A 15,570-nucleotide genomic window follows, 5' to 3' on the forward strand; every position below is an offset into this window, starting at 1 on the left:
CTGGATGCTGAGCAGCGAAATCCAGGCGCACTAATAAATAGAGAAAAGGAAAAGCATTGTGTATAAGAAAATCTTTCAAACCTTTGCATTAGCATTTACAACGATATTTAGTCCCGTTATTTTGGCAAATTCCTGTTATTGTCCTGAAGGGTTGAAGCCTATAGTTGAATCTTTAAAACTGGATGACAGCCAAAAAGCTAAAATTAAGCCCGTCTTAGAGCAGTTAGCATCAACAGTAAAAAATGACAGTAATCAAATGGAAGCCTTGTTTCAGCAAGAGAAACAGAAGTTAGAATCAACGAATATCGATCAGGCAGCAGTAAATAGTCTGATTGATCAACAAGCAAAACTTAACGGCGAAATAATCAAAGCAAAAGTAAATGCCAGAATACAAATATCAGCAGTGCTTAGCCCTCAACAACAGACTGATTTTCAAAACAAAATAAAGAAAAACGAAGAAAAAATAGTTAAGCAATTCAAAAATTGTCATGAGGATTAGTTGTAATAAGTCAGTCCCCCTATAAATTTTCGTTGAAAATTTATAGGGGGACTAATCCCTTGAATCTAAAAGAATCGTAATAGGTCACGTCTCCCCACCACTTATCTAATCAAGGTTTCATTTTACAAAGAACCAGCAATAGATCAACTCAGTATGAGAAATCTCTCATTCCCACCCGCGTCCAGGGCAGACATAAATGAAATAATTAAGCTTCTTCTAATGCCTCATCAGGCATCGTAACATTGAGTTCTAGCACCGCGTTATCACCCATACGCTCAAGATTTACACTAACCTGATCTCTATTAATGCGAACATATTTGGCAATGACCGCCAAAATCTCTTCTTGCAACTTTGGTAAATAATCTGGGGTATTCCGTTGCGAGCGCTCATGCGAAATAATAATCTGCAAACGCTCCTTTGCAACAGAAGCGGTGTTATTACGCTTTCTTAAATAGCTAAATAAGCTCATGCTGGCTGGTCCTCCTTGTTTTTACCGAATAATCGGCGAAGTATCCCTTTTTTCTCGCTATTAATAAATCGCATAGGTTTAGTTTCACCAAGGAAACGGGCAATAGCATCTTGATAAGCTTGTCCTGCATCGCTCGTTTCATCAAGGATGACAGGGGTTCCTGTGTTAGAGGCTCTTAGAACAGCCTTAGATTCGGGAATAACACCAAGTAGTGGTATAGCGAGTATTTCTTTAACATCTTCAACAGATAGCATTTCACCTTTTTCTACACGCTCTGGGTCATAGCGGGTTAATAAAAGATGTTCTTGTATGGGGGCAAGATTTTCAACGGCACGTTTAGTTTTACTGGCCAAAATTCCCAGAATTCTATCTGAGTCTCTTACTGAAGAAACCTCGGGATTAGTAACGACTATGGCGTAATCCGCAAAATACATAGCCATGTGTGCACCTGTTTCAATTCCAGCAGGGGAGTCGCAAATAATGTAATCAAATTCATTGGCTAAATCATTTAACACTTTCTCAACACCAGCAAGTGTCAAGGCATCCTTATCACGAGTTTGTGATGCAGGCAAAATGAAAAGGTTTGATATCCGCTTATCCTTGATTAAAGCTTGATTTAAACTCGCTTCCTCATTAATTACATTGACAAAGTCATAAACAACACGGCGTTCACAGCCCATGATAATATCGAGGTTTCGAAGGCCAATATCAAAATCAATCACTACAGTTTTGTAGCCTTGTAAAGCGAGACCAGAAGAGATAGCTGCAGAAGTGGTGGTTTTTCCAACTCCTCCTTTACCGGAGGTTATGACAATAATTTTAGCCAACGTAGAGCCCTTCCTTTAAGTCGACAGATTAAACAATTCGCTCAGTTTACACGTTTATGTTTACCTAATTCAAGCGTAATTACTACTTGGTGGTGATTAAATTTTTGAAATTTAATCGTTAATTTTGATAGTAGCTTAACTAAGATTTTTACACGTATTCAGACAACTTTTTTAAACGCGCTAATGTAACACCGCTGTTACATTATCCTCCGCCATTGTCATATGCCTATTACATGGATTAGTTAAGCTTGTAATGTGACAAACTAAGAGGAGATTCACATGTTTAAAAAATTATTGATTACTAGCATTTTGGGGGCTTCTGTATTAACTGCTTCTGTTGTTATGGCAGAGCAAACAGAAAATACTGGGGGCAACCTTAGTCAAGTACAGAAGATCCATAAAAATCATGGATATAATAAATTACTAACTGCTCAACAAAATAATGAATTGCGCGAAATTATGAAGGGTTTGCGTGAACAAATGGCACCTTTAATAAAGGAAAAAATAGCTCTAAAAATGCAGTTAAAGGGTAAAATAGCAACACCACAAACCCAATGGTCCGATATTAGTAAGCTGGTTGAGCAAATAAATGAAAACAATGCAAAAATCACTGCACTAATTGCACGTACCCAGCTCACTACATTTCAGAAATTAGGCGTTTTAATTCCTATGCACAACCCGCGTTTTCATGGCGCTCATCATGGCTTTAAGATCAGCAAAGGTTGAGCCTAATTTTAATCATGGCCTTAGAAGGCCATGATTAATTAATACCAGCCATTTGAACCACAGCAACTTGTTGTTGAATATGAACCACTGCAAACAGTACAAGAAGAATAACCACAATTAGCGCAGCCAGTCGCTAGGCTAGTGGCAGTAACAATCACGACAAGTATTAGTATTTTTTTCATGACGCCGTCCTTGCTTTAGTTATTATCAATAATTATATGCACTTATCTAAAAATAAACAAATTGACAAAAATATAACCTTTCGTCTTGTTGCTTGTTATTTTCTTAAGGGTAGGAGGAATTAATTCAATTTTTCTTAATGCCTTGCTATGTTTTTCCTGCTTTTCACTAAAATCCAAGCAAAATGATCACAAAGCCTATCTCTCTAGCAAGGATATTTATAAAACAATTAAGGCTAATAGGCTTCCTCATTTTCTATAATAGTTGTATAATGTTCGGTTAATTAATTTGCAGGAGTGTGGTATGTCACTTTCTATTGTGCAGCTTGCACTGACTTTCGATGATGTGTTGTTAATTCCCGCCCACTCAACTGTCCTACCTAAAGAAGTTTCGTTAAAAACCCAGCTAACTCGTAATATTGAATTAAACATCCCTCTAATGTCGGCAGCGATGGATACAGTTACTGAGGCGCGTTTAGCTATTGCAATGGCTCAGGAAGGTGGTATTGGAATTATTCATAAGAATATGAGTATTAGTGCTCAGGCTAATGAGGTTCGTAAGGTAAAGAAATTTGAAAGTGGAATGGTTAAAGATCCAATTTCGGTTACACCTAGCGTTACTGTAAGAGAGTTGCTTGAAGTTATGGCCAAACATAATTTCTCAGGTGTTCCTGTAGTGGAAGGTGATTTTTTAGTCGGTATTGTTACGAGCCGTGATATTCGTTTTGAAACAAATCTTTCTCTCCCTATTTCGGCAGTTATGACCCCGAAAGAGCGCCTGGTCACAGTTAAAGAAGGAGCTAGTCGAGAAGAGGTTCGCTCTTTATTACATCGACATCGCATAGAAAAATTGTTAGTGGTTAATAATGAGTTTAATCTGCGCGGACTTATAACTGTTAAAGATATTCAGAAAGCAAAAGAGAATCCCTTTGCCTGTAAAGATAGTTCTGAGCAATTACGTGTTGGTGCTGCTGTGGGTGTAGGAGATAGTACAGATGAGCGTGTTGCTGCACTGGTTGAAGCAGGGGTTGATGTGCTAGTTGTTGATACAGCCCATGGCCACTCACAGGGTGTTTTGAATCGCGTGAAGTGGATCAAAAAGCATTATCCTGATATCCAGGTCATTGGCGGTAATATTGCAACCGCAGCGGCAGCTGTGGATCTTGCAGAAGCAGGGGCTGATGCAGTAAAAGTAGGCATTGGACCTGGTTCTATCTGTACGACAAGAATTGTTACCGGTGTTGGTGTTCCGCAAATTTCTGCTATTGCCAATGTTGCTGAAGGGCTGAAGGGGAGAATACCGCTTATTGCCGATGGTGGGATTCGTTTCTCCGGTGATGTTTGTAAAGCTCTGGCTGCTGGCGCTAACGCAGTAATGTTAGGTGGTATGTTTGCTGGAACTGAAGAGTCTCCTGGTGAAATTGAGCTCTATCAGGGACGTACTTACAAAGGTTATCGTGGTATGGGGTCAATTGGAGCTATGTCACAAGCACAGGGCTCAAGCGATCGTTATTTTCAGGATACAAGCCAAGGTGCTGAGAAACTTGTGCCGGAAGGTATTGAAGGGCGAGTCCCTTATAAGGGGCCAGTACAAACCATTATCCATCAGATGATGGGCGGTTTGCGATCCTGCATGGGCTACACTGGATGTAAAACGATTGCTAATCTTCACGAGCATGCAGAATTTGTACAAGTAACAAATGCAGGCATGCGCGAATCACATGTTCATGATGTCAGCATTACCAAGCAAGCACCCAATTATCAGGTTGATAATTAAGATGAGAGATATTACTCAAAAACCCATTGTTATTCTTGATTTTGGTTCTCAATATTCGCAATTAATTGCCCGGCGTGTCCGTGAGATGGGGGTCTATTGTGAAATTCATCACCATAATATTGCAGAGCCTGAGTTAAAAGCCTTAGCACCATGTGGGATTATCCTATCCGGCGGGCCTGCCACAGTGACTGAGCATAGTAATCCAAGTGCACCAGCGTGGTTATTTGCATCGAATTTACCAATCTTGGGAATCTGCTATGGCATGCAAACTATGGCGGCTCAGCTTGGTGGTGAGGTGCAATCGTCAAATATACGTGAATTTGGTTATGCCGAGTTACGTTTACATGGACACAGCTTACTTCTTGATAACATTGAAGATCGAGCAACAGATGATGGTGTGGCTTTGCTTGATGTGTGGATGAGCCATGGTGATAAGGTCACCAAGCTTCCGCCCGATTTTAAAGTGATTTGTGAAACGCGTAATGCACCTATCGCAGGTATGGCAAATGAGGCTCGTCATTGGTACGGTCTGCAATTCCATCCGGAAGTGACGCATACCTTTCAAGGGTTACGAATTCTTCAGCGTTTTGTAGTCGATATTTGCAAGGCAAAAACCAACTGGACCTCAGAGAATATTATCGAGCAATCAATTGTTGCTATCCGCAAGCAGGTCGGTGATCAGCAGGTTTTACTGGGTTTGTCGGGTGGCGTTGATTCATCGGTAGTAGCAGCTTTATTGCATCGAGCCATTGGCGACCAATTAGTTTGCGTCTTTGTTGATACTGGCTTGTTAAGGCTTAATGAAGCAGAGCAAGTTATGGCGATGTTTGGCCAACATATGGGGATTCGGATTATTGCTGTCAATGCCGAAGAAAAATTTTTACAGGCCTTAGAGGGCGTAGACTGCCCGGAGACTAAGCGAAAAATCATTGGCCGAACTTTTATTGAAGTCTTTGATGAGCAAGCCCAGCATCTTCCAAATGTGAAATGGTTGGCACAGGGAACTATTTATCCTGATGTGATTGAGTCGGCCGCAACTAAGACAAATGGTGCTGCTGTGGTCATTAAGTCTCATCATAACGTTGGTGGTTTACCAGAAACTTTGAATTTAAAATTGCTTGAACCAATTCGAGAACTATTCAAGGATGAAGTACGTAAAATTGGTTTAGAGCTGGGTTTACCCTATGACATGGTTTATCGTCATCCTTTTCCAGGACCAGGACTTGGCGTGCGTATTCTCGGGAAAGTTAAGAAGGAGTATGCGGAGATCCTGCGCGCTGCTGACGCTATTTTTATCGAAGAGTTAATGGCGGCCAATTTATATCATAAAGTTAGCCAAGCATTCGCTGTTTTCCTACCTGTAAAAACTGTTGGTGTGATGGGGGATGGTCGACGTTATGACTATGTGATCTGCCTGCGTGCCGTTGAAACTATTGATTTTATGACGGCTCATTGGGCACAACTACCCTGGGATTTCTTAGCGGAGGTCTCAAATCGAATAATCAATGAGGTTGGTGGAGTTTCGCGTGTAACCTACGATATTTCCGGTAAACCGCCTGCAACTATTGAATGGGAATGAACGATTCTTTTTGGATGGCGCAGGCTTATAAGCTCGCGCTAAAAGCAAAAGAAGAGGGTGAAGTTCCTGTAGGCGCTGTACTGATTGGAGCCGATAATAGCTTACTTGGTCAAGGCTGGAATCAAGTGATTGCAACTCATGATCCCAGTGCTCACGCAGAGCTTATGGCTATCAGAAAGGCTGCAAAAAATCTTGGAAACTATCGTCTATTAGACACCACTCTTTACGTAACTTTAGAACCCTGTGCAATGTGTGCTGGAGCTTTGGTACATGCACGCATAGCCAGATTAGTCTTTGCTACAAGAGATTTTAAATCAGGCGCAGCTGGCTCAGTTTACAATCTTTTACAAGGTTATCCCTTAAATCATCAAGTGCAAATTGACGAAGGCATAATGCAACAAGATTGTGCACAGTTATTGTCTGGCTTTTTTAGAAAGATGTAATGTAATTGGTCACTCCGTACCCAGGAAAGTCCACTTTTGACCCATCTCGAGAGAAAAACGTAATTAAAAATGCTCAAATAGATGGCTATTCTGTGCTTTTTAATTACGTTTTTCTCTCGACTTGGACTCAAAATTGAACTTCCTCCAAGATTTTTACATCCCAAGTGACTATTACACGCAGCCCGTAATCGTGAACGCAGCGAAGGATCTCCAGAATGAGGCACAAAGTGCTCATTCTGGAGATCCTCGGAATGTGGAGATGGGAAATGTGACTTATTACATTGAAGTTTGTACGAATCTCAGAGCTTATCTAGGGTAGGTAAGAAACTACGCGGATTCTTTAGCTGCTTTTTTCAAAGATTTTTGATGTTGTTTCCAGTCTTTATCTTTAGCAAAAATAAAATAAGCTGCTTCTTCCAAGAAAAAACCAATGTTATCGATGTTTGCCCAAGTGCAATACTGTTCAATTTGTCTCAGAACATCAGAATTGATTTCAGCTTTGATTTTTTCTTTTTTAGTTGAGCTATTACCATTAATAATGGCCATTTTTTGTTCCTCTTATAGATTTATCGAAGAAAAATAGTAGCAAAATATATCGAACAATGAAATCAATTCGCAATAAATTTATTAATATTTTAGTTATTAGTAGTTCACGCACTAAGTTCTGTTAATTCTTTGATTAAAGCTTGTTTTAATCTATCTTTTTCTTCCTTATTTAGGGCTTGTCCTTCTTTAGAGGAGATAAAAAACATATCTTCCGCACGCTCTCCGGCAGTGGCAATTTTAGCGTGATGAAGATGAATTCCGAGGCTTAAAAAAACGCGGCTAATTGCCGCTAATAAGCCTGGGCGGTCCGGCGTAATTAGGAAAAAACTGCTAAGCTGAAGCTTATCCATTTCTTCGCTAAAATTGATCTGCGGTTCTAATCTGAAATGAGCCTGTGTACGTGAAAGTCGGCGTCTGGATATAGTTGGAATATGAGTCATATCTGAAAGTTGCTTGACAAGTGCCTGTTGAATTTCGACAGTTCTTTGCTCATCAAAAAAGGCTTGATGCTGCTCATCGAGAATAATATAAGTATCCAAATCAAAGTTATTATCACAGGTTAAAATTGCTGCTTCCTGAATGGTTGTATCATGGTTAGATAAAACAGTAGTGCTAATGGTAAAACGCTCATCTCGATGCGGCATGTAGATAAAAACTTCAGTCCCACCTTGACTATGATGAGGCATAATTTGGACTAAGGGATATTGCTTGCATTCAATGATTGCTTTGCTATGACGAGCGATTACTGTAGAAGGTTGGTGGAGAAAGTATTTATCCTTAAAAGTTGCCCATAAATTTAATATGGTTTCAGCTAAAAGATTTTCCTTAATAAGGATAGCCAGGGCTTCTTTCTTACGGGTATTTATTAAAGTTGTTTCGTCTAATAAGGCTTGTTCCTGCTGCATAAATTGCTTAGCAGCGCGATAGAGTTCTTTGAGTAAAGAATCCTTCCATGCATTCCATAAATTGTGGTTTGTTGCACAGATATCTGCAACGGTAAGCAGATAGAGATATTCAAGATAATCGGCCTGTGGCAGTAGGCTACAGAAATGCTGGACAGTTTTAGGGTCGTAAATATCTTGTCGTTGCGCAGTTTGCGACATTAGCAGATGATTCAGTACTAACCAAACCAATAAATCAGTTTCTTTTGCCTCAAGCTTATGACGATTTGCAAATTGCCGTGCTTCTTCTGCACCTAATTCAGAGTGATCGCCTCCACGTCCTTTGGCGATATCATGGAAAAGGGCTGATAAATACAAAATAGCGCGGTTTTCAATCTGTGGCATTAACTTAGCGGCCAGGGGAAACTGTTTGGCATAATCCGCCTTCAAAAAACGTGCAAGATTGCGAATTACAAAGAGGGTATGCTGATCAACCGTATAAACATGAAATAAATCATATTGCATTTGGCCTGTTACTGCAGCAAAACAATCTAGATAATGACTCAGGACACCATAACGATTCATATGATGCAACGCTTCATAGGGATCCTCTGTTTTAAAAAGGGCAAGAAAAGCCTGATGAGCAAATTTTGCTTGACGAAAACGGTTGCCAATCAGGTAAAGATGCTGACGTATTAAGCGAATTGTACTGGCACGAACGCCTCTAATATCAGGCCTTCTGGCAATCCACAGAAATAACTCAAGTAAAGCCTGTGGTTTATGACTAAAAACTCTTGGGTTTCTAACTTCTATGTAATCGTTTGATAGTTGAAAAAAATTGTCTAAAGGAGTGATGCGTTGTTTTTGGTGATGGACAATGGCTTCGGCAAACCATTGCAAAAGCATTTCATTTAATTCCCTGCTACGTTTAATAACTTTGAAATAGGCCTTCATAAATTGCTCAATAGCTAAAGATTGCTCGTTATCACTAAAGCCAAAGAGGGTTGCCAATTTAATCTGATAATCAAAAAGCAGCCGCTCTTCTTGTTTTTCAGCCAAGATATGCAAGGCAAAACGTACCTTCCATAGATAATGTTGGCAGGCTATTAGTTCTTCATATTCTTTGTCGGTAATAAAGCCACAATTAATCCCATCTGCCAGTTTTTTAACACCGAAGTGACGCTTGCTAATAGACAACAAAATTTGTAAATCACGCAAACCGCCAGGCCCATTTTTGACATTAGGCTCCAGGTTATAGGCTGTTTCACCGTATTTAGCATAGCGCTGGTTCTGCTCTTGTTGTTTGGCAAAAAAATATTCATGACTAGGCCACATATGCAGAGGATGCGTTTGATAGGCTAACTCTTCCATCAAGTTGCCTCGGCCACAGAGCAGATGCATATCCAAAATGCTGGAAATTACGGTCAAATCTTTGGCCGCAAGCTCTGCACAGGCGCTTACAGTAGTAATTTGGTGACTTACCTCTAATCCAATGTCCCAGCAATCCTGAATAAAGGCCTGTGCTCTTTGAGAATCTGTTTTTGAGATCTTTTCTGTGCGGAGCAGTAGTAAATCGACATCAGAATAGAGCTGTAATTCACGCCTGCCATAGCTGCCTAAAGCTAATAGGCAAAAGCAATTGTTTTCATCCAATTTATTTTTATGAAAAAGCTTATAGAGAATCTCGTCGATAAATAGAACAAGCTTGTGGGTTAGGGAAGTGATATTTCCTTTTTGGCAAAACTCTTCACACAGTTCGTCCTTGAACTGTTTAATAGATGATTTTAAAGTAAAATTATCGTTCTTCATTTCGCAGTGTAAGAATTTCCACGCCATCATCCGTTACCAGCAGCGTATGCTCCCATTGTGCAGATAAACTGTGGTCTTTGGTAACAACAGTCCAATTATCAGGTAAAAGGCGAGTGTGATGTTTGCCGACATTAACCATAGGTTCGATAGTAAAGGTCATCCCCGCACGTAAGACTTCTCCTGTTCCGGGCGTGCCATAATGTAAGACTTGGGGATCTTCATGAAAGATACGGCCAATACCATGGCCACAGTATTCACGGACTACTGAGCAGCGGTTTTTTTCCGCATGGCTTTGAATCGCGTGACCAATATCACCCAAACGCACACCGGGTTTTACCATTTCTATCCCAATAAATAGGCACTCATGTGCGATTTTAACTACATGTTTGGCCTTTACTATAGGCTCACCAACAAAAAACATTTTTGAAGTATCGCCATGGTAGCCATCTTTAATGACGGTAATATCGATATTAATGATATCGCCATTTTTTAAGGCTTTTTTGCCAGGAATTCCATGGCAGACCACATGGTTAATCGATGTACATATTGACTTGGGGAAGCCATTATAATTAAGCGGTGCAGGAATCGCATCCTGAATATTGACGATATAATCATGGCAAATAGTGTTTAATTCATCGGTAGTGACGCCTTCATTCACGTGGGGGCCAATCATTTCTAGCACTTCAGCTGCTAGCTTGCCAGCAACGCGCATTTTCTCAATTTCGTCAGGAGTTTTGATAGTTACTGCCATTCTTGGGTCCATAAAAAAAATTTTATAGTAGCATAACTGAATTATAGGGAAAAAATCAGACCCTCATGTAATTTATATGCATGCGCCTACAAAATACGGGTTTTAAGAAACAACCTGAGTAAAATAGGAAAAAACTAAAAATCGCATTTTGCAGGCGCTTAGGTATATAATTTAATTGCCGATTTAGGTCGGTTGTGGTATAAATACCGCGCTTTTAACGACACACACGCTTCGACACATACGGTAGGGTCCCAATAAGGGTGCTGTATGGGAAGCGTGGAGGCATAACCCTGGAGTATAACAATGAATGTAAGTATGCGTGAACTGCTTGAAGCAGGTGCTCATTTCGGGCACAGAACCCGTTTTTGGAATCCCAAGATGGCTCAATACATCTTCGGCTCAAGAAACAAAATCCATATCATCAATCTGGAAAAAACAATGCCAATGCTGAGCGATGTAGTTAACTACGTTGGTCGTTTAGCTTCTAACAAGGCAAAAATCCTATTTGTTGGCACAAAACGAGCCGCTCAGGAAAGTATCCGTGAGCATGCTAAGCGTTGTGGTATGCCCTATGTTGATCACCGTTGGTTAGGTGGTATGTTGACCAACTACAAAACAGTTCGTCAGTCAATTTTCCGTTTGAAAGAATTGAAGGAATTACGTGATAAAGGCGCCTTTGCTGGAATGATTAAGAAAGAAGCCTTAATGCTAACCAGAGAGCTCGAAAAGTTAGAGCGTGGCTTAGGCGGTATCGAAGACATGGGTGGTTTGCCTGACGCTTTATTCGTTGTTGATGTTGGTTTTGAACACATCGCAGTTGAAGAAGCACGACGCCTGAAGATACCTGTTATTGGTGTTGTTGATACAAACAATAGCCCAGATAACATTGATTACATTATTCCTGGTAATGACGACTCTATGCGTGCGGTTGATATTTATGTTCGCTGTGTTGCAGATGCAATCCTGGATGCTAAGCGTGGAAATACTGTTGGTGGTGTTCCTTCTGACGCTGAGTTTGTAGAAGTTGCTGCTGATAAAGAATCAGAAAAAACTGGTGAGTAAATTTTTAAAGGGTGTTTGGGTTTATTGCTAACGAAGGCGGTAACCCCAACCCCTTTTTGCTATGTGGAGGATTGAAGATGTCAATTAGTGCTGCATTGGTAATGCAACTACGTGAACGTACAGGTGCCGGTATGATGGAATGTAAAAAATTCCTGATAGCTACAAACGGCGATATTGAACTGGCAATTTCTGAAATGCGTAAGGCAGGACAGGCTAAGGCTGATAAGAAGGCAGATAGAATTGCTGCCGAAGGTGTCATCGTAATCGCACGTGCTGCTGATGGTCGTTCAGCTGTTATGCTTGAAATTAACAGCGAAACTGACTTCGTTGCTCGTGATGAAAACTTTACTGGCTTTGCTAGCAAAGTGGCTGAAACGGCTCTTAGAAGCGCGGCCAACGATGTTGAAGCATTAGCTAACGAGAACTTAATTGGTGCAACAACGACTATTGAACAAGCAAGACAAGAATTAGTTGCCAAGATCGGTGAAAACATCAAGCTAAGACGTTTGGTAAGAATGAGCTGCGATGGTGTGATTGGTTCTTATCTACATGGCAGCCGAATTGGTGTTATGGTAGCTCTTAAGAATGGTGACGAAGCGTTGGCAAAAGATATTGCAATGCATATTGCTGCTAGCCGCCCAATCGTTGTCAATCGCGACCAGGTACCTGCTGAAGCTATTGAGAACGAGCGAGATATCTTTACAGCACAAGCTCGCGAGAGCGGTAAGCCACAAGAAATCATTGATAAGATGATTGAAGGCCGTATTAACAAGTTTATTGACGAAGTGAGCTTATTAGGACAACCCTTTGTTAAGGATCCAAATAAGAAAGTTAGCCAGTTATTAAAAGAGAAAAATGCGGAAGTACTCTCATTCATTCGCTTCGAGGTAGGTGAAGGTATTGAGAAGAAAGAAGATAATTTTGTTGAAGAAGTAATGGCGCAGGTTCGTGATCAATGATGAATGGTAATCACCCACAGTTAAAATACAAGCGCATTTTATTAAAATGCAGCGGCGAAGCACTTATGGGGAAAGCCCAATTTGGGATTGACCCTTCAGTTCTCGATCGTATTGCCAAGGACGTTGCTGAGCTCATAAGGATGGGAGTTGAGGTTGGTATTGTTATTGGTGGTGGGAATTTGTTTCGTGGCAAAGCCCTGTCAGAAGTTGGGCTGGGCCGCGTGACGGGTGATCATATGGGAATGCTGGCCACCGTGATGAATGCTTTGGCTATGCGTGATGCTTTAGAGCGCATTGATTTGCCCGCACGAATCATGTCAGCAATCCCAATGCTTGGTGTAGTTGATCCCTACCATAGACGTAAAGCAATTACTCATTTACGCAATGAGCATGTCGTAATTTTTGCAGCGGGTACTGGAAATCCCTTTTTTACTACGGATACTGCTGCCTGCCTGCGTGCTATTGAAGTAGGTGCTGATGTTGTTTTGAAAGCAACGAAAGTAGACGGTATTTATTCAGCAGATCCAGTTAAAAATCCTGATGCAACACGTTATGACTATCTTACGTATAAGCAAGTGCTGCAACAGGGATTACAAGTAATGGATTTAACCGCTATTTGCCTGTGCCAAGACCATGGTATGCCTTTACAAGTGTTTGACATGGAGGCGCCAGGTGCTTTAAAGAAAATTGTTCTCGGTGAACGTGTTGGAACCATAGTAGGAGCAAACCATGATCAATGATATTAAGCAGGATGCTGAAAAGCGTATGAAAAAAGCGGTTGAATCTTTGCGTATAGACCTGACAAAGGTTCGTACTGGACGTGCTAACGTAGGCCTATTGGACCATGTTCAAGTGGACTATTATGGCAATATGACCCCAATAAACCAGATAGCAAATATCACAAGCAGTGATTCTCGAACCATCATGGTAACTCCCTGGGAGAAAGCAATGGTTGCTGCTGTCGAGAAAGCAATTTTAACTTCTGATTTAGGTTTAAACCCAGCAACAGCAGGCTCAGCTATTCGTGTACCAATGCCTCCTTTAACTGAAGAGCGTCGTAAAGAGCTTATCAAGGTTGTTCGCAACGAGGGCGAGCAGAGTCGAGTTGCCATACGTAATGTTCGTCGTGACGCTAATAGCCATCTGAAAGATTTAGTGAAAGGGAAGGAAATCTCTGAAGATGATGAAAGGCGTGCAAACGAAGTGATTCAAAAACTCACCGATAAATACATCGCAGAAGTCGATGCTTCACTTGTCGAAAAAGAAAAAGATTTAATGGAAATTTAATCTGTAATACAGAAATTTCAACTGTCTCTTCGAATTCCCACGGCTTGACTCTGAGAGATCCTCACAAAATTATTCTGCCTACGTACCGCGCTTTATGCGCAGTACGTAGGCTTTTTTTTAAAATTAGGATAAATCAGTTCTTATCTCTATTTTTTGTGTGAAGCTCTTTCTACCTTGCAATGATATAAAAAATGATAATGCAGCTATCGGTTAATTGAAATTTTTAAGGAAAAATTAGGGAAAAAATTAATCCTTTAGTCATGAAAAAATTCTTGGAAGAATCCGGCATTAGTTATGCCAACGACTACAATGTCTGGGAAACTGCTTTACGTGAAACATGGGAAGAGACTGGCTTAAAGTTAGAAAATTATAAAGCTCATGAGTTGTATACCTCTGATGATTTTGGTGTTACTAATCAACAACGACTGCATACCAAAGTAACACACTACCTCTTTCATCTAGGTAGTTTAGAAGAGGCGCCTAGCACCAAGGCAGGAAGCGATATTGCAGAAGTGAAGTGGGCTCCGGTGCATGCTATAAATTTGAAAAAAATGACTTAGAGGGAATGCCACTGAGAGAAAGTTATTTATTGCAAACCTTACCACGTGCTATTAAAAAAGTCAGAGAGTTGGAGCTTGCTGAAATAAGCAAAAAAATCTTTTTAAGCTACAAATGTGTCTGTGAAGAGATGAATCAAGACCCTTATTCTTTTGCCGCACATGAACATCATCTGCGGGTTCTAAAAAAGCTAAGGTTTTAAGTGAGAAAATAGCAGATTTAATAAGTGAATATGACTCAGAAAACTTATCTAGTGCTATAGGGCTGCATTTCTAATAAGTCAGAGTGAGGTGTAATAGGTCACGTCCCCCTCCACCTCTTATCTAAGGAAAACCTTGATTACGCTTTGCTATAGACGCCACGTTCAAGCCGCAGGAATTCGGGATGGGGGTGACCTAATAAGAAGATCACAGGTTCTGGTTCTAGCGCTTAACCCTTGCAACATATCCCCACTGACTTGACCAGGTTAACTGTTTGAGCTTTCTAGATTTCTTTAATACATCCAAAAAAGGATTAATTGTCTCCGAGTTCCGCGCAAAGACGATGATATTTGCAGAGTCTGGAACAGGCAGGACAACTGTCGAACGCAAGAACTGTTCTTGTATAAGCTGAAAAATACTTAAGTGCTCTCGGCTGTTTGCTAGATTTACAGCAAGGATTCCATCTGGTGCTAATAGCTCTTTAGATCGTGCAAAAAAATCAGGATTCGCACATTGTTCTGGGAAGCTATGCGCGGTATATAAATCAATTAAAAGATGGTCAAATTTCCTCCTACAGTTATTCAGATAGTTGCTGGCTTCATCATGAATAATATCAATATTCTTTAGCTTATCAACCATGAAAAAGCGCTTAGCCAAATCAATGACTTCAGCACTATATTCAACAATAACTAACCTATCGGCAATAATAGGTGAAAGCGCATGAGCGGCTCCACCGCCGCCAAGCCCTAGCATACAGCAGTTTTGCGGTTTTTGTTGTACAGATTGAATGAGGTATCTAAGGTAGTTTAATTGCGGTCTGTGTGGAGCAAAGCGGCATAATACAGTTTGTAAGGCCTTACTATTAAATTGTAACCAGCGGAAAAGGGGATTCTGTAATACACGTGTACCCTCAGTAGATTGGTAGATACAACGGCCGGCAAACGTTTTCCAAATCATCGTAATAGATCACTCCGTACTCAGGAAAGTCCACTTTCGACCTGGACTCAAAATTGAACTT

The 15,570-nt window shown here is 40.7% G+C and carries 18 protein-coding genes; 11 read left to right on the forward strand and 7 right to left on the reverse strand.

Translation table 11 applies throughout. The features are described from left to right. Positions 1–58 precede the first annotated feature (58 nt). On the forward strand, positions 59–499 hold the full coding sequence (locus BN1094_RS16425) for a Spy/CpxP family protein refolding chaperone (protein WP_044012228.1): 441 nt from the start codon (positions 59–61) through the stop codon (positions 497–499). A 205-nt stretch (positions 500–704) separates the two neighbouring features. Here the strand turns inward: BN1094_RS16425 and minE are convergent, their stop codons facing one another. Further along, complete coding sequence (gene minE, locus BN1094_RS16430) at positions 705–968, reverse strand: cell division topological specificity factor MinE (protein ID WP_044012229.1); 264 nt, start codon at positions 966–968, stop codon at positions 705–707. Further along, positions 965–1,795: a septum site-determining protein MinD gene (gene minD / locus BN1094_RS16435; protein ID WP_044012230.1), complete on the reverse strand. Its 831-nt coding sequence runs from the start codon at positions 1,793–1,795 to the stop codon at positions 965–967. The genes minE and minD overlap by 4 nt, the downstream gene beginning before the upstream one ends. A 279-nt stretch (positions 1,796–2,074) precedes the next feature. On the opposite strand from minD, the gene BN1094_RS16440 reads away from it, so the two are divergent. Further along, the gene (locus BN1094_RS16440; RefSeq protein WP_044012231.1) at positions 2,075–2,521 is read left to right on the forward strand and encodes a hypothetical protein; all 447 of its coding nucleotides are present in this window, start codon (positions 2,075–2,077) and stop codon (positions 2,519–2,521) included. A 38-nt stretch (positions 2,522–2,559) separates the two neighbouring features. Here the strand turns inward: BN1094_RS16440 and BN1094_RS19930 are convergent, their stop codons facing one another. Further along, positions 2,560–2,703 carry a hypothetical protein gene (locus tag BN1094_RS19930; protein WP_176695319.1) on the reverse strand — a complete coding sequence of 48 codons (144 nt, stop codon included), beginning with the start codon at positions 2,701–2,703 and terminating at the stop codon, positions 2,560–2,562. Between the two features lie 301 nt (positions 2,704–3,004). Here BN1094_RS19930 and guaB point away from each other — a divergent pair, with 301 nt between their 5' ends. Genes guaB through tadA form a run of 3 tightly spaced genes read left to right on the forward strand, consistent with a single transcriptional unit; the run spans position 3,005 to position 6,499 of the window. After that, a complete protein-coding gene (gene guaB / locus BN1094_RS16445) occupies positions 3,005–4,477 on the forward strand; it encodes an IMP dehydrogenase (protein WP_044012232.1) in 1,473 nt (490 codons plus the stop codon). A 1-nt stretch (position 4,478) separates the two neighbouring features. Further along, positions 4,479–6,056, forward strand: coding sequence for a glutamine-hydrolyzing GMP synthase (gene guaA / locus BN1094_RS16450; RefSeq protein WP_044012233.1), 1,578 nt, complete (start codon positions 4,479–4,481; stop codon positions 6,054–6,056). Then, positions 6,053–6,499 carry a tRNA adenosine(34) deaminase TadA gene (gene tadA / locus BN1094_RS16455; protein WP_044012234.1) on the forward strand — a complete coding sequence of 149 codons (447 nt, stop codon included), beginning with the start codon at positions 6,053–6,055 and terminating at the stop codon, positions 6,497–6,499. The genes guaA and tadA overlap by 4 nt, the downstream gene beginning before the upstream one ends. A 327-nt stretch (positions 6,500–6,826) precedes the next feature. Here tadA and BN1094_RS16460 read toward each other — a convergent pair whose 3' ends face one another. The 3 genes from BN1094_RS16460 to map form a co-directional block, all read right to left on the reverse strand. Further along, the gene (locus tag BN1094_RS16460) at positions 6,827–7,045 is read right to left on the reverse strand and encodes a hypothetical protein (RefSeq protein ID WP_044012236.1); all 219 of its coding nucleotides are present in this window, start codon (positions 7,043–7,045) and stop codon (positions 6,827–6,829) included. Between the two features lie 104 nt (positions 7,046–7,149). Then, positions 7,150–9,735, reverse strand: coding sequence for a [protein-PII] uridylyltransferase (gene glnD, locus BN1094_RS16465; protein WP_052403350.1), 2,586 nt, complete (start codon positions 9,733–9,735; stop codon positions 7,150–7,152). Next, the gene (gene map / locus BN1094_RS16470; RefSeq protein WP_044012238.1) at positions 9,722–10,486 is read right to left on the reverse strand and encodes a type I methionyl aminopeptidase; all 765 of its coding nucleotides are present in this window, start codon (positions 10,484–10,486) and stop codon (positions 9,722–9,724) included. Before map ends, glnD begins: the two co-directional genes overlap by 14 nt. 303 nt (positions 10,487–10,789) lie before the next feature. Between map and rpsB the strand changes: the two genes are divergently transcribed. From rpsB to BN1094_RS16500, 6 genes are all read left to right on the forward strand, one after another. After that, a complete protein-coding gene (gene rpsB / locus BN1094_RS16475; RefSeq protein ID WP_044012239.1) occupies positions 10,790–11,548 on the forward strand; it encodes a 30S ribosomal protein S2 in 759 nt (252 codons plus the stop codon). A 77-nt stretch (positions 11,549–11,625) separates the two neighbouring features. Continuing rightward, positions 11,626–12,507 carry a translation elongation factor Ts gene (gene tsf / locus BN1094_RS16480; protein ID WP_044012241.1) on the forward strand — a complete coding sequence of 294 codons (882 nt, stop codon included), beginning with the start codon at positions 11,626–11,628 and terminating at the stop codon, positions 12,505–12,507. After that, positions 12,504–13,247 (forward strand): UMP kinase, encoded by a 744-nt coding sequence (gene pyrH, locus BN1094_RS16485; RefSeq protein WP_044012242.1) that lies wholly within the window; start codon positions 12,504–12,506, stop codon positions 13,245–13,247. Before tsf ends, pyrH begins: the two co-directional genes overlap by 4 nt. Further along, complete coding sequence (gene frr / locus BN1094_RS16490) at positions 13,237–13,794, forward strand: ribosome recycling factor (protein ID WP_044012243.1); 558 nt, start codon at positions 13,237–13,239, stop codon at positions 13,792–13,794. Before pyrH ends, frr begins: the two co-directional genes overlap by 11 nt. Before the next feature lie 260 nt (positions 13,795–14,054). Further along, on the forward strand, positions 14,055–14,354 hold the full coding sequence (locus tag BN1094_RS16495) for an NUDIX hydrolase (protein WP_044012244.1): 300 nt from the start codon (positions 14,055–14,057) through the stop codon (positions 14,352–14,354). Between the two features lie 5 nt (positions 14,355–14,359). Beyond that, on the forward strand, positions 14,360–14,554 hold the full coding sequence (locus BN1094_RS16500) for a hypothetical protein (RefSeq protein ID WP_044012245.1): 195 nt from the start codon (positions 14,360–14,362) through the stop codon (positions 14,552–14,554). 220 nt (positions 14,555–14,774) lie between these two features. On the opposite strand, the gene BN1094_RS16505 is transcribed toward BN1094_RS16500, so the two are convergent. Next, positions 14,775–15,509, reverse strand: a complete 735-nt coding sequence (locus BN1094_RS16505; protein WP_081935191.1) for a spermidine synthase — start codon at positions 15,507–15,509, stop codon at positions 14,775–14,777. Positions 15,510–15,570 lie beyond the last annotated feature (61 nt).

It is taken from the genome of Legionella massiliensis, assembly GCF_000756815.1.
Taxonomy (GTDB): Bacteria; Pseudomonadota; Gammaproteobacteria; order Legionellales; family Legionellaceae; genus Tatlockia; species Tatlockia massiliensis.

Bases quoted from the DNA above. Each gene is read 5' to 3' on its own strand.
- minE (WP_044012229.1), bottom strand. From the start codon at position 968: ATGAGCTTATTTAGCTATTTAAGAAAGCGTAATAACACCGCTTCTGTT.
- BN1094_RS16440 (WP_044012231.1), top strand. From the start codon at position 2,075: ATGTTTAAAAAATTATTGATTACTAGCATTTTGGGGGCTTCTGTATTA.
- BN1094_RS19930 (WP_176695319.1), bottom strand. From the start codon at position 2,703: ATGAAAAAAATACTAATACTTGTCGTGATTGTTACTGCCACTAGCCTA.
- guaB (WP_044012232.1), top strand. From the start codon at position 3,005: ATGTCACTTTCTATTGTGCAGCTTGCACTGACTTTCGATGATGTGTTG.
- guaA (WP_044012233.1), top strand. From the start codon at position 4,479: ATGAGAGATATTACTCAAAAACCCATTGTTATTCTTGATTTTGGTTCT.
- tadA (WP_044012234.1), top strand. From the start codon at position 6,053: ATGAACGATTCTTTTTGGATGGCGCAGGCTTATAAGCTCGCGCTAAAA.
- BN1094_RS16460 (WP_044012236.1), bottom strand. From the start codon at position 7,045: ATGGCCATTATTAATGGTAATAGCTCAACTAAAAAAGAAAAAATCAAA.
- glnD (WP_052403350.1), bottom strand. From the start codon at position 9,735: ATGAAGAACGATAATTTTACTTTAAAATCATCTATTAAACAGTTCAAG.
- map (WP_044012238.1), bottom strand. From the start codon at position 10,486: ATGGCAGTAACTATCAAAACTCCTGACGAAATTGAGAAAATGCGCGTT.
- rpsB (WP_044012239.1), top strand. From the start codon at position 10,790: ATGAATGTAAGTATGCGTGAACTGCTTGAAGCAGGTGCTCATTTCGGG.
- tsf (WP_044012241.1), top strand. From the start codon at position 11,626: ATGTCAATTAGTGCTGCATTGGTAATGCAACTACGTGAACGTACAGGT.
- pyrH (WP_044012242.1), top strand. From the start codon at position 12,504: ATGATGAATGGTAATCACCCACAGTTAAAATACAAGCGCATTTTATTA.
- frr (WP_044012243.1), top strand. From the start codon at position 13,237: ATGATCAATGATATTAAGCAGGATGCTGAAAAGCGTATGAAAAAAGCG.
- BN1094_RS16495 (WP_044012244.1), top strand. From the start codon at position 14,055: ATGAAAAAATTCTTGGAAGAATCCGGCATTAGTTATGCCAACGACTAC.
- BN1094_RS16500 (WP_044012245.1), top strand. From the start codon at position 14,360: ATGCCACTGAGAGAAAGTTATTTATTGCAAACCTTACCACGTGCTATT.
- BN1094_RS16505 (WP_081935191.1), bottom strand. From the start codon at position 15,509: ATGATTTGGAAAACGTTTGCCGGCCGTTGTATCTACCAATCTACTGAG.